This is a genomic window from Herbaspirillum frisingense (assembly GCF_047325095.1).
GTDB classification, from domain to species: Bacteria; Pseudomonadota; Gammaproteobacteria; order Burkholderiales; family Burkholderiaceae_D; genus Herbaspirillum; species Herbaspirillum frisingense.
This window is the reverse complement of record NZ_CP168558.1, coordinates 4,286,630-4,298,605: the sequence shown is the minus strand read 5'-3', so window position 1 is coordinate 4,298,605 and position 11,976 is coordinate 4,286,630. Positions and strand designations below refer to the sequence as shown.

The window sequence follows — 11,976 nt, the reverse complement described above, 5'->3', positions numbered from 1 at the left end:
GGCTCAGTATGGGCGCTGCGACCTGCCCAGGCGATATTCATGACGCAGCACGAACTGTGAGGTGGCAATCAGACCGGATAGCCCCAGGATCAGTTGCGTGAGCGTATCGGGCGGCAGTACCCAGACCGAGCCGGCAGGGGCGGGGACATTGGCGGCTGCGCTGATGACCGGGGCCGCCCAGGCAGCTTCCTCGCTGACATCCAGCAGGATCTGGCCTTCCGGTGTGGTGTGCAGATAGATCTCGCCGCCCAGTTCCAGCGTGAAGCAGATGCCCTGGCCGGCGTTGACGGTGTTCATCTTGTGGCGGAACACCACTGCCTGCAGTTCGCGGTTGTAGGTATCGATCCAGGTTTCCACTTCGTGGACGTTCTGCAGGACGATCCAGCGCCGCGGCGCGGGGATGGAATCGGCACCGGCAACGGCGTCATCCGGGAAGATCGGTTCGGGGGCTTGGTCGGACATGTCGGTGGGCAGGGCAGGCAGACTCGGTAAAACCGGAAGTATACCGGATCAGCTCTCCCGCGCCGTGGCCGGGTCCTGCCGGGTGCCTCGATCAAGATGCCAGGCCACCGATGCCTGCCCGGCCAGTTCGCGCACTTCGCGCAGGCGGGCCATCTCGCTGTGGGACAGGCGTTCGCTGTGGCGGCGCAAGCCACCCAGGTCGTGCAGGGCGGTCTCGGCGTCGATGCTGGCCAGCCCGGCCTGGCGCTGCAGGCGACGCAAGGTCGCTGGCGGCTGGTGGGCGACTACCGCCTCCAGATAGTCACGATTGGCCTTGAGACCGAGCGCGATGCGTTCGCGCGGCGATGCTCCCAGTTCGGGCCATAGCGCCAGGGCGGCCAGCAGGGCGACGGCGCTGCCGATCAGGTTGTCCAAGGCCCGGGCCGAGGCGATGCCGACACCAGGTTGCAGCATTTCGGTCACGCAGATGAACAACATGGTCAGGAACACCACGAACACCGTGTAGTTCACCAGCCGCAGGGCGATGGCCAGGCCGGCCAGCATCACCGCCACCAGCGGCAGCACCCAGCTCATGCCGGAAGCCACATGGAGCAGGCTCAGTGCCAATGCACCGCCCAGCAGGCTGCCCAGGATGCGTTCCAGGCAGCGCGTCCAGGTCTGGCGTGCCGCACCTTGCAGTACTACCACCACGGCCATGGTGGCCCAGTAGGGATAGCCAAGCTGGAACACCTGGGCCGCATAGAACACCGCCGCCACACCAGCGGCCTGGCGGGCGCCCTGTTGCAGGCCCCGGCCCAGCCCGGTGCGCCAGGCGGGTGGCAGTGTGGGTGGCACGGCGGCGGCGGGCGACGCATCGGGTTCATCGCTGCCGTGCTCGGCCCGGTATTGCGCCCAGGCGGGATCGGACAGCAGCAGCGTGTGGGCCTGCATCAAGGCCGACAGGCAGCCAGTCATCAACGGGTCGGCCAGCTGGCTGGCGCGCCTTATGTCGATGGGGCGGGACGGGTTCGATGGCAGCGGGATCTGTGGAGACAGCGTCAGCCTCTGGTAGGCGCGCAGCACCACGATGCGCGCCGCCCGTGCCACGATGCGCCGCTCGGCGGGCGAGCCCAGTTGCTGGATGGCGGCGTGTTCCAGCGCGATCAAGGCGCTGAAGATCATTTCGCAGGCCTCCAGCAGGCGGCGATAGGATTGGGCACTGTCGCTGGCGGAGCGCTCGTGAGGCTGCAGCATGGTGCGCAGCCGTTCCAGGGCCAATCGCACGGCGCGGCGATGTTCACCGTGTTCGCTGTGCCATTGCTGTTCCCGATGCTGGCCGTCGCGTGCGGTGAGCAGGTCGCGGCTCATGTCGAGCATGCGCAGCAGCGCTGCCTGCGCGGCCTGGCGCAGGGCAGTGTGTTCGTCGATACGCCAGAAAAGATTGATCAGCAGCCAGGCCCAGAGCGCGCCGATCAGGAAAGATGCGGCCTGCAGCGCCGCCAGCGCCGGCGCATGCGGGAAGCCCGCCGCCACCACCGCCACCACCGCCAGCAGCGTCCCCAGCAGCGCTGCGGACTGGATCGCACCGGTCAGCGTGACGCTGAGCAGCACCATCACCGGTGCGGCGAGCAGGGCCGCATGACTGCTCCAGGAGGCGCTCCAGGAGCCGATGAATGCCACCGCCGTGCCTGCCACCGCAAAGCCGGCCAGCAGGCGCCGCCGCTGGGTATGCGGCCCCGGGGCATCGCACAGGCAGGTCCAGAAGGCCGCGAACACGGCCCAGGCCAGCCAGTGCTGGCCACTGATCATGGCCGCCGCCAGCGGCAGCGCGATGGCCAGGCAGGCGCGCCAGCCTTCCTCGGCGCTGAACTGTTCCTGCAGCAAGGGGAAGGAGCGCAACTCCAGCCGTCGTGCGGCACGCCGGGTGAATGCGGCCATCCGGCTGGCAAGCCGGCCATGGCGGTGCAGCAGGGACGGGCGGTGAAGGAAGGTGAAGGGCGTACGGGCGGTTTTCATCGGGACTGCATCAACGTGGTGGGACCACTTTGAAAGGATATGAGGAGTTTCTTTCACGAATACTACAGGCGACCTGCATCAATGCGCAGGGCCTGGAGGTAGTAGGTCTGGGAGGTCGGGGGCGGTCGATCTCTTCGCTACCTCCCGTGCCAAGCACTTTCCATGCCGGTCGGGTTTGGCGGAGATGGGTTGCGGTGAGGGGGAGCCGGCAGGCGGGGAAGTGCCTGCACGGGGGGCGGGACTGGCGGGACTGCGCCTTCAGGCAGCGAAGCGCTGCAATACCACCACAGCCTCGGCGCCCAGCAAGGGGCCTTCCACGCTGACCGCAGGTGCAGAATCTTGCACCACGTCAGCTGCGCGCAGGGGAAGTTGCGGCCCGCCCAGCGCGTCGCCAATCTGCGCGGTGGAGGCGGCATAGATCACGCGGCCGATGCCGCCCCAGAACATCGCGCCGCAGCACATTGCGCAGGGTTCGCCACTGGCGTAGACGGTGGCGCCACGCATGGCTTCCAGCCCCAGCTCTTTCTGCGCACGGCGCACCAGCACCATTTCGGCGTGGCCGGTGCAGTCGGCGGCGGTGTTCTGGTTGTTCATCGCCGTCATCAGCACCTTGCCGTCGGGCGCGACCAGGGTGGCGCCGAAGGGCATATCGCCGCGCTTGAGCGCTTGTTCGGAGGCATCGATGGCCAGGCGCATGGCGGCGTGGTCTTGTTCGTTGAAGGGGACGGGGATACGCATGGTCGGCCTCACATTTCGTCGATCGGGGTGGTGGCTTGTGCTTTGTCGAGCGTGAAGCGGCCGCTGGCGTTGAGGTAGAAGCTGGCGCCGAAGCGGCCTACCGGATGATAGTCCTGCAGGCGCACGCGCCATTGTTCGGTATCGACCAGGCCATCGCGCGCGGCCAGCCATTGCACGCGGCCGATGAAGATGTAGCGGCTGGCCGTTTCCAGTTTTTCATGCAGCACGCATTCAAAGGCGACCGGCGCCTCGGCGATGCGCGGCGGCCGGATCGTCTGCGCCGGTACCGCGTGCAGGCCGGCGTGTTCCAGCTCGCTCTGGTGTGGCGGCAGGGTGGCAGCGCAGGCGTCCATTTGCGCGCACATGGCCTCGTCGGTCAGGTGCACGACAAACTCGCCGGTGCGCAGGATGTTGGCTGCGGTGTCCTTGAGTGCGCCGTCCTGCAGGCGGTTGATGCTGACCATCACGATAGGCGGATCTTCGCCGAGCATGTTGAACATGGAGAACGGCGCGGCGTTGACCGTGCCGTCTTCGCCCAGCGTGGTGATGAGCGCGATCGGGCGCGGCACGATCAGGCTGGCCATCAGCTTGTAGCGCTGGTAGACGCTGAGTTCGGCGAAGTCGATTTCTGTCATGGCGTTTTCTTCATATTCCTTGAAGCGATTGTGAGCTTTCGGCTTGCCCCGTTTGCTATCCCGAACAAGGCAAGCCGGTATCGGTAGCCAGGGTCAGGGTTGCTTGCCCTGGATGCCTTCCACATACCACTTCATGGTCCAGAGCTCGGACTCGGGTACGGTGCGGCCGGCGGCGACCTGCAACTGTCCGCCCTGGTTGTTGATGGGGCCGGCGAAGGGCTGCAAGGTGCCGGCGACGATGGCCTTGCGGCGCTCTTCCGCCTGCGCTACCACCTCCTTGGGCAGCCCGGCGTTGTAGGGGGCGAGCTGGACGATACCTTCCTTCATGCCCCACTTGGTGTCCTCCGCCTTCCATTGGCCTTCCAGCACCTGCCGCACCTTGTGGACGTAGTACACGCCCCAGTTCAGCGTGTTGCCGGTCAGATGCGCCCTGGGACCGAAGCGGCTCATGTCGGAGTCCTGGCCGAAGGCGTACAGGCCCTTGCTCTCCGCCACCTGCACCGGTGCCGGCGAGTCGGTGTTCTGGTAGAACACGTCGGCGCCTTGCGCGGCCAGCGTCTGCGCGGCATCGCGCTCCAGGCTGGGGTCGTACCAGGCGTTGATCCACACCACCTTGGCGTTGACCTTGGGGTTCACACTGCGAGCACCCAATACGAAGGCGTCCAGGTTGCGGATCACCTCGGGGATTGGGATCGGCGCCACATAGCCCAGCGTATTGGTCTTGGTCATGCGTCCGGCGATGGTACCCAGCACATAGGCGCCTTCGTAGAAACGGGTCTGGTACAGGCCGACATTGCGCGCCATCGTGTAGCCGGAGCAGTGTTCGAAGATCACGTCCGGGTTTTCCTTGGCCACGCGCAGCACCGGGTTCATGAAGCCGAACGAGGTGGCGAAGATCATCTTGCAGCCATCATCGATCAGCTGGCGCATGACACGCTCGGCCTCCGGTGTTTCCGGCACGCGCTCGACGAATACCGTCTCGATGCGGGCGCCGAATTCCTTTTCCAGCATGCGCCGTCCGAGATCATGCTGGAAAGACCAGCCGATGTCGGCCACCGGCCCCGGATAGATGAAGCCGATCTTCAGCTTCGGTGCAGCGGCCAGGGCGGCGAACGGTTGCGAGGACGCAGCTACGGCGGCGGCGCTGGATGCAAGCAGAAATTGACGGCGGTTCATCACGGCGGGGCTCCTTGTTGGATGGATGGATCAGTGGCGAAAATTTACTGTGATCGTATACATGCAATTTGGATGCCAGCCTTTTAATTATATTATCTATATGATTTTAAAGGGAATATTGTAATTATATGTATTGTATACAATTTTGGTAATGAGCCAAAGCGGACCTTTTGCTCACCCAGGGTGCTGGTCGTGCACCAGACGTGGGCAGTCCGGCGCCGGTGATCGGCGGTGGGGATGTGGGGAGAATGGACGCGGAGGAAGCTCAGAAGGCGCGGCGCAATGCGTCGGGCTTTTCTTCCGGCAGGCGCAGGCGGCCTTCCAGCGCCAGCAGGTGGCGTTCCATCTCGGCGCTGGCGCCATTGCCATCGCGCAGTGCCAGCAGGTCCACCAGGCGGCTGTGCTCGTCATGCTCGCAACTGGCCTCGCCGGGGGCTTCGTAGAGCGCGACGATGAGGGAGCAACGGGTCATCAGTTCGGTCAGCATGCGTTGCAGTACCTGGTTGCCGGACAGCTCCGCCAGCGCCAGGTGAAAGCCACCGGCCAGGGCGACCCAGCGCGGGTGGTCGCCGTCATGCAGCGCGGCGTGCTCGGCCTGCAGGCGCTGCCGCAGTTTGGCGACGTCACCGTGGTCGATCTGGCGCGCCACTTCGCGCACGATGGCGCCTTCGATCGCCCGTCGGGCAGCGAAGACGTCGCGTGTCTCCTTTGGTCCCGGTGTCGCCACCGCGGCGCCCTTGTTGGGCACCACGTCGACAATGCGCAGCTCCGACAGCCGCCGCAGCGCCTGCCGCACCACCGTGCGGCTGACGCCGAACTGCTCGCACAGGCTGGCCTCCTGCAGGCGCGTTCCGGGCTTCAGGCGGCCGTGCATGGCGGCATTGAAGATGGCCTCGTAGACGGTCTGGTCGAGGGTTTCCGGCGTGTCGGCGGCGCGTTGCGATTTCATTGGGCAGAGTGGGTTGCGGGGTGGCTGGCCGTGCAGGAGCATACACAGGCCGGCGGTATCATAACGCGCCACGGGCTCGGCCGGGCTGGCGCATCTGAATAAGCAAGGGGTGCGCCCGACGGCGGGGGCGGGGAAGCGGCTGAGGGACGGAGATGAAAAGAAAAAAGCCCACGTCAACGTGGGCTTTTTTCTTGAGACTACTGCTGAATTTCTGGTAGGCCGTGCGGGACTCGAACCTGCGACCAACGGATTAAAAGTCCGCTGCTCTACCAACTGAGCTAACGACCCGAAAGACCGCTATTATAGGCAAACTCTATCGGCACTGTCAACACTCTGGCGCCACGTGCTGATTTCCGATCATCCTGCAGCCCGTCACGCGCCGACCCGGTGCCGGCGCTGACTGGCGATCACTTCAATGAAGCCATCCGTTCCTTGCCGGTTTGCGCGGCCGGGGTGTTCGGATACTTGGCGATCAATTGCTCCAGCGTCTTCTTGGCGGCTGCCTTGTCCTTCAACTCGGCTTGCGAGCTGGCGATGTTGAGCAGGGCGTCAGCGGCCTTGGGGTTGTCCGGATAATTCTTCACCACCACTTGCTGCGCGGCGATGGCGCCCTTGTAGTCGCGCTGGGCGTACAGGGAGTTGCCTTGCCAGTATTGCGCCGAGGGGGCATAGCCGGATTGCGGATAACGCTTCAGGAAGTCGGCGAAGGCATTGCCTGCTCCCTTGTAGTCGCCACCCTTGAATTGCGACAGCGCCGCATCATAGGCCTGCTGTTCGGACACGCCCACAGCCACGGTCTGGCCGTCCACGCTGACCTGCTGTGGCTCCAGCTTGCGCAGGCGCGCATCCAGATCGACGTAGAAGTCCTTCTGACGTTGCTGGGCGTTGGTAATCTCGTTGGTCAAGACCTCGATCTGGCCGCGCAGCGCGGCAATCTGCGACTGCAGGTTGTCGTTGCGGTCCGAGAGGGTCAGGACACTGTTCTTGTCGGCCTTGTTGGCGACGTCGCGCTGCAGGGCTTCGATCTTGGAGCGGATGTCCAGGATGGCCTTGCGTGCTTCGTCATCGTCAAACATGCCGGCACGGGCGGTAAGCGGTAGGAAAGCCGTGGCGGCCAGCAAGGCCGCCACGGTCACCGATTTCAGTTTGAAAGCGGTATGCATGTCGATTATTGATAAGCGATGTCAGCGCGACGGTTCTCGGCGTAGGACGATTCATCCTGGCCCAGTGCCTTGGGCTTTTCCTTGCCGAAGGAAACCGCTTCCACTTGTGCATCCGACACGCCCAGCAGGACCAGGGCCTTGCGGACGGCTTCAGCACGCTTCTGACCCAGGGCCAGGTTGTACTCGGCGCCACCGCGATCATCGGTGTTGCCCTGGATGATGACCTTGCGATCCTTGTGCGCCACCAGGTACTTGGCGTGGTTCTCGATGACGGTACGGTATTCCGGCTTGACGGTGTAGCTGTCGTAGTCGAAGTACACGCTACGCTTGGCCAACACGCCTTGCGGGTCGTTCAGCGGATCGACGGAACCGGCGTTGACGGTGCCCACCGAGCGGGTGTCAGCGCCGTTGCTGGCGCCGTTCTGCACGGGAGCGTTAGCCTTGTCGTCCAGCTTGGTGGACGAGCAGGCGGCCAGCAGGACTGCACTGGAGACGATGAGGGCGAAGGTACTGATAGTGCGCATTTTGGATTTCTCCTTGTCGTGATGAAAGCAATATTGGATTTCTTTATTTCATGAACGGACCCCAGGTCGGTTCCCTGATATCACCGGCCTGCGTCGTGAGACGCTGTTTGATTCGGCCGTCGACGGAGACGACGGCCAGGGATCCGCGACGACCAGATTCCGTCGCGTACATGATGTATTTGCCGTTGGGCGCAAAGCTGGGCGATTGGTCACGGCTGCCGTCGGAGAGGCGGGTCTCCTGGCCATTGGTCAGGTCCAGCGCATAGAGCTGGAACAGGCCGTCGCGACGCGAGATGAAGGCCAGCGTCTTGCCGTCAGGCGAAATGCGCGGGCTGATGTTGTAGCTGCCGTTGAAGGTGACGCGCTGCGGCGAGCCGCCATCCAGGCCGACCTTGTACACCTGCGGGCCGCCGCTGCGGTCGCTGGTGAAATAGATGCTGCCGCCATCGGGCGAGAACTGCGGTTCGGTATCGATACCGGCGCTGTTGGTCAGGCGACGCAGGCCGGAGCCGTCGGCATTGATCACGTAGACCTGGGTCAGGCCGTCGCGGGTCAGGGCCACGGCCAGGCGCGAACCGTCCGGCGACCAGGCCGGGGCCGAGTTGCTGCCCTTGAAGTTGGCCACGATGGAGCGCTGGCGGGTCACCAGGTTCTGGATGTAGACCACCGGCTTCTTCATTTCGAAGGAGACATACGCGACCTTGGTGCCATCGGGCGACCAGGACGGCGAGATGATGGGCTCATTGGAGCGCAGCGCCACCTGGGTGCCTTCGCCATCGGCGTCTGCCACTTCCAGGCGATATTCGCTGCCGGACTTGGTCACGTAGGAAATGCGGGTGGAGAAGATGCCGGGGATGCCGGTCAGCTTCTGATAGATGTCATCGGCGATCTTGTGGGCGGTCAGGCGCAGCAGCTGCGGCTGGGCGCCGATGGAGAGCGCCGACAGCTGGCTCGACTGCACGGTGTCGAAGAGGCGGTAGCGCACGTCGAAGCGGCCATCGGCCAGGCGCGTGACGCTACCTACGGCCAGCGCATTGGCGCCGCGCTTCTGCCAGTCGCCATAGTTGATGGCGGAGGAATCGGAGAGGGCATCGCCATTGTCGATGAGCTTGAAGATGCCGCTGCGGGCCAGGTCGGCCTTGACCACCGAGGTGATCTGTTGCGGCGCCGATTCCTCGCCGGGGAAGGCGGTGATGGCGATCGGGATCTGCGAAGCACCCACGCCGGTGATCTCGAAGCGGATCTGCGCCTGCGAGGCCGGGGCGAAGGACAGGCCGGCCACCACGGCGGTGGCGGCGGCGATGCTGGTCAGGTAACGGGCTTTAATCATCGTTTACTGATCTTTCGGATAATGGGTGAAAGTGAAGCTGGACGGTACCTTGCCATCCTTGTCGGCCGGGAAGGGCTGCGACTTCATGATGGCCGTACGCACGGCTTCGTCGAAGCCCGGCACGCCTGAAGGTTTGTTCACACGAACCGTGCGCACGCTACCATCCGGGAACAATTCGACAGTGTACTCCCCGGCCGGGTTTCCGCTCACGCCGCTGTTATCGAACACAGTGTTGCTGCGGATCTTGGCACGCAGCTTGTTGGCGTAATCGGGGCTGCCCTTGGGACCCTGCGACTTCTCGGCCGTGCCGGTACCACCGGTGGCGCTGGTGGCCTGGCCCATCATGCGCTTCAGGTCTTCCTGGCGGCGCTGTTCGGCGGCCTTGGCGTCGGCGGCGGCCTGCTGCTGCTTCTTCTTGTCGGCAGCCTGCTTCTCGGCATCAGCCTTCTTCTTGGCCTCTTCTTCCTTCTGTTTCTCTTCCTTCAGCTTCTTCTGCTTTTCGGCTTCCAGCTTTTCCTTCTTTTCGCGGTCAGCCTTGTCCTTTTCGGCCTGCTCCTTCTTCTCGCGCTCGGCCTTTTCCTTCTCGGCCTTGAGCTTGTCAGCCTTTTCCTGTTTCTCTTGCTTCTCCTGCTCTTCCTTGCGCTTCTTTTCCTTTTCCAGGGCGATATCGGGCTTCTCGACCTTGGGTTCGTCGATCACCTTGGGCGGGACTGGCTTGGGTTCAGGCAGGGGCTGCGGTTGCGGCTTGGGCGGTTCCACCACCGGGTCCGGTTCGGGCTGGGGCGGGGTGGGCAGGGGGGCGGCTTCCTTGTATTGCGGGTCCCAGATCTCGGCTTCCACCGTGAGCGGGGTCTCGCTCTGCCAGCGGATCCCGATCCAGAAGAACAGGAACAAGGCCACGTGCATCACCAGCGCCAGCGTGATGGCGCGCCAGCGGCCCGGTGCCTTGGGGATGTTGTAGTGTGCGTTATCGCTCATATCGCTGGGGCGTGCGCTTACTTGGTGGCCAGGCCGACCCGCGCGATGCCCTGTTTCTTCGCTTCCGAGATCACCTGGACCACTTCGTCATACTTGATTTCCTTGTCCGCCGAAATCATCACGGCCAGCTCGGGATTGTCTTCATGCAGTTTGCGCAGGCGCTCCGACAGGTCGGTCTTGCCGGTCACGGTCTCGGCCTTCTTGCCGCCGCTCTTGGGGCCGTTGATGCGGATCGTGGCCTGGGTATTGGGCTTCAGGGCGATCTCGATGTAATCCGACGGCGGCTGGGTGGACTTGCCGGCCGTGGGCAGGTTGATCACGCTGGGGTTGGTGATGGGCGTGGCCACCATGAAGATGATCAGCAGCACCAGCATCACGTCGATGTAGGGGACGACGTTGATTTCCGACTTGAACTTGCGGGGACGGCCCCCGCGCATCGATGACCCAGCCATTAGCGTGCCTGACGTTGCAAGATGTTGGAGAACTCTTCGATGAAGCTTTCGAAGCGGATCGCCAGGCGATCGATGTCGTGCGAGTAGCGGTTGTAGGCGACCACGGCCGGGATCGCGGCGAACAGGCCGATGGCGGTGGCGATCAGGGCCTCGGCGATGCCGGGGGCGACGGCCGCCAGGGTAGCCTGCTGCACGTTGGCCAGGCCGCGGAAGGCGTTCATGATGCCCCAGACGGTGCCGAACAGGCCCACATACGGGGACACCGAACCAACCGATGCCAGGAAGGCCAGGTGCGATTCGAGGGCGTCCATTTCGCGCTGGTAGGCGGCGCGCATGGCGCGGCGGGCGCCGTCCAGCAGCAGGCCGGGTTCGACCGCGCCGCCACGGGCCGTGACCGAGGCCTTGGCCTTGGTGAATTCACCCATGCCGGCCTGGAAGATGCGTTCCATCGCGCCACCGCTACCGGCCTTGCGGCGATTGGACAGGGCTTCCTGGTACAGCGCCGACAGGTTGCCGCCGGACCAGAAGACGCGTTCGAATTCCTCGGTCTGCACGCGCGCGGCGCGGATGGTGAACATCTTGCGGAAGATGTAGGTCCAGCTGATGATCGATGCCGACAGCAGCAGCAGCATCACCAGTTGCACCAAAACGGACGCGTTTGCGATCAGTGAAATGAAGGACAGGTCTTGTGTGACGTTCATGGGGAAATGTGGCGGCGTGGCAGCGGTGAATGGATTGGTAAGTCGGCGGTTTGTATCTTTTGTTCAGTTGTAGATTCAGTTACATGAAATAAAAGACGGTCATTGTAGGTAGAAGGTTTCCGGCACGGATATCGTCCCAAGCGGCAAGATTGCCTGTTGGGACAGTTGTGCTACCTGCCATAAAGGTCCGGATGAGCTTTTCCGTTGACATCATGCGACTTTCTTGATGCAGGCGAGCAATTCTTCGGGAATAGGGCGCGGGCGGAACGTGGCTGCGTCCACGCAGACCACAGTGATGCTGCCCCGTGCCAGCAACGTCGCGTCCTGATCGCTGGCGGCATTGCCATCCCCCGACGGCAGGCGCCAGGCCTCCTGGGAAAATTCCATGGAGGCATTTCGAAGTTTTTCGACCACGACGGTCAAGCGGAGTTCATCGTCCAGGCGCGCTGGCGAGAGATAGTCGACGTTGGTGTTCCTGACCACGAAGATGGCGCCGGTGGTCTCGGCCAGGTGTTGCTGCTGGAAACCGAAGGAGCGCAGCCATTCCGTGCGGGCGCGCTCGAAGAACTTCAGGTAATTGGCGTAGAAGACCACGCCTCCGGTGTCGGTATCTTCATAGTAGACCCGGATGTTCCAGTCGAATGGACTACTGGCGGCACTCATATGCTTCTTGTTATTGGGAAATCTGCTGTGGCAGCTGAAAAGAAATCAAGGAAGCGGAAAGCAATCAATGCGAACAGGGTGTTGCCTCAAATGCAAGGATTTGTGGAGGCCACGCATCTTGCACTGTGGAACTGATCGCAAAGGGGCTTGCAAATGGCGTTTCTGCGGCGCCGGAGCGTTCCCGGCAAAAACGCCATTTTACCCCATCCC

Annotated in this window: 13 protein-coding genes and 1 tRNA gene; all 14 read right to left on the bottom strand. The window is 63.6% G+C overall.

Annotated elements, in window-relative coordinates:
- Nucleotides 1-3 precede the first annotated feature (3 nt).
- The 14 genes from ACEOAC_RS19685 to ybgC all read right to left on the bottom strand — a co-directional run bounded on the left by ACEOAC_RS19685 (nt 4) and on the right by ybgC (nt 11,766).
- Nucleotides 4-462 (bottom strand): hypothetical protein, encoded by a 459-nt coding sequence (locus ACEOAC_RS19685; RefSeq protein ID WP_006464728.1) that lies wholly within the window; start codon nt 460-462, stop codon nt 4-6.
- Between the two features lie 48 nt (nt 463-510).
- Complete coding sequence (locus ACEOAC_RS19680) at nt 511-2,457, bottom strand: FUSC family protein (RefSeq protein ID WP_413628540.1); 1,947 nt, start codon at nt 2,455-2,457, stop codon at nt 511-513.
- Nucleotides 2,458-2,715: 258 nt separating this feature from the next.
- Nucleotides 2,716-3,195 (bottom strand): nucleoside deaminase, encoded by a 480-nt coding sequence (locus ACEOAC_RS19675; protein ID WP_413445674.1) that lies wholly within the window; start codon nt 3,193-3,195, stop codon nt 2,716-2,718.
- An 8-nt stretch (nt 3,196-3,203) separates the two neighbouring features.
- Complete coding sequence (locus tag ACEOAC_RS19670; protein WP_413445673.1) at nt 3,204-3,830, bottom strand: flavin reductase family protein; 627 nt, start codon at nt 3,828-3,830, stop codon at nt 3,204-3,206.
- Between the two features lie 93 nt (nt 3,831-3,923).
- On the bottom strand, nt 3,924-5,006 hold the full coding sequence (locus ACEOAC_RS19665; protein WP_241813836.1) for a BMP family ABC transporter substrate-binding protein: 1,083 nt from the start codon (nt 5,004-5,006) through the stop codon (nt 3,924-3,926).
- Between the two features lie 265 nt (nt 5,007-5,271).
- Entirely contained in the window at nt 5,272-5,955 is a 684-nt protein-coding gene (locus ACEOAC_RS19660) for a GntR family transcriptional regulator (protein WP_413628539.1), read from the bottom strand.
- A 212-nt stretch (nt 5,956-6,167) separates the two neighbouring features.
- Nucleotides 6,168-6,243 (bottom strand) — tRNA-Lys (locus ACEOAC_RS19655).
- 119 nt (nt 6,244-6,362) lie between these two features.
- On the bottom strand, nt 6,363-7,118 hold the full coding sequence (ybgF, locus tag ACEOAC_RS19650) for a tol-pal system protein YbgF (RefSeq protein WP_006464734.1): 756 nt from the start codon (nt 7,116-7,118) through the stop codon (nt 6,363-6,365).
- Nucleotides 7,119-7,123: 5 nt separating this feature from the next.
- Entirely contained in the window at nt 7,124-7,642 is a 519-nt protein-coding gene (gene pal, locus ACEOAC_RS19645) for a peptidoglycan-associated lipoprotein Pal (protein ID WP_006464735.1), read from the bottom strand.
- Between the two features lie 43 nt (nt 7,643-7,685).
- The gene (tolB, locus tag ACEOAC_RS19640; protein WP_077237655.1) at nt 7,686-8,972 is read right to left on the bottom strand and encodes a Tol-Pal system beta propeller repeat protein TolB; all 1,287 of its coding nucleotides are present in this window, start codon (nt 8,970-8,972) and stop codon (nt 7,686-7,688) included.
- A gap of 3 nt (nt 8,973-8,975) precedes the next feature.
- Nucleotides 8,976-9,950 carry a cell envelope integrity protein TolA gene (tolA, locus tag ACEOAC_RS19635; RefSeq protein WP_413628538.1) on the bottom strand — a complete coding sequence of 325 codons (975 nt, stop codon included), beginning with the start codon at nt 9,948-9,950 and terminating at the stop codon, nt 8,976-8,978.
- 17 nt (nt 9,951-9,967) lie between these two features.
- The gene (locus ACEOAC_RS19630; protein WP_039876230.1) at nt 9,968-10,402 is read right to left on the bottom strand and encodes a biopolymer transporter ExbD; all 435 of its coding nucleotides are present in this window, start codon (nt 10,400-10,402) and stop codon (nt 9,968-9,970) included.
- Nucleotides 10,402-11,103 (bottom strand): protein TolQ, encoded by a 702-nt coding sequence (gene tolQ / locus ACEOAC_RS19625; protein WP_006464739.1) that lies wholly within the window; start codon nt 11,101-11,103, stop codon nt 10,402-10,404. The genes ACEOAC_RS19630 and tolQ overlap by 1 nt, the downstream gene beginning before the upstream one ends.
- 210 nt (nt 11,104-11,313) lie before the next feature.
- Entirely contained in the window at nt 11,314-11,766 is a 453-nt protein-coding gene (ybgC, locus tag ACEOAC_RS19620; protein ID WP_077237656.1) for a tol-pal system-associated acyl-CoA thioesterase, read from the bottom strand.
- Between the last annotated feature and the right edge of the window lie 210 nt (nt 11,767-11,976).